Source organism: Pseudomonas persica, assembly GCF_900291015.1.
Classification (GTDB): Bacteria; Pseudomonadota; Gammaproteobacteria; order Pseudomonadales; family Pseudomonadaceae; genus Aquipseudomonas.
Map to the genome: position 1 here is coordinate 1 of NZ_OLKL01000390.1, position 234 is coordinate 234.

The window sequence follows — 234 nt, forward strand, 5'->3', positions numbered from 1 at the left end:
GTCCATATGTGCTGAAAAGAGCAGCAGGGGGGCCGGCCCTTCCCGCAGGGCAAAGAGATTGCCCATACTATCGGTAAAGGTGCGGTCGACGCTCCCGGCAATTCTCTTCTCGATCAGTTCTCTTACGGCCGTCTCCTCTCCGGAGGGGCCGTCGGTTTCAACCAGCTCTATAATTAGCGCTTCCATCTTTATTCAGGTCACCTCATCTTCTTTTTTAGGCGATCGCTTCCAGCC

The 234-nt window shown here is 54.7% G+C and carries 1 protein-coding gene; it reads right to left on the bottom strand.

The window, feature by feature from the left end; genetic code table 11:
• A partial coding sequence (locus FQ664_RS27650; protein ID WP_474707164.1) for a hypothetical protein occupies positions 1–186 on the bottom strand: 186 nt, incomplete at its 3' end.
• Between the last annotated feature and the right edge of the window lie 48 nt (positions 187–234).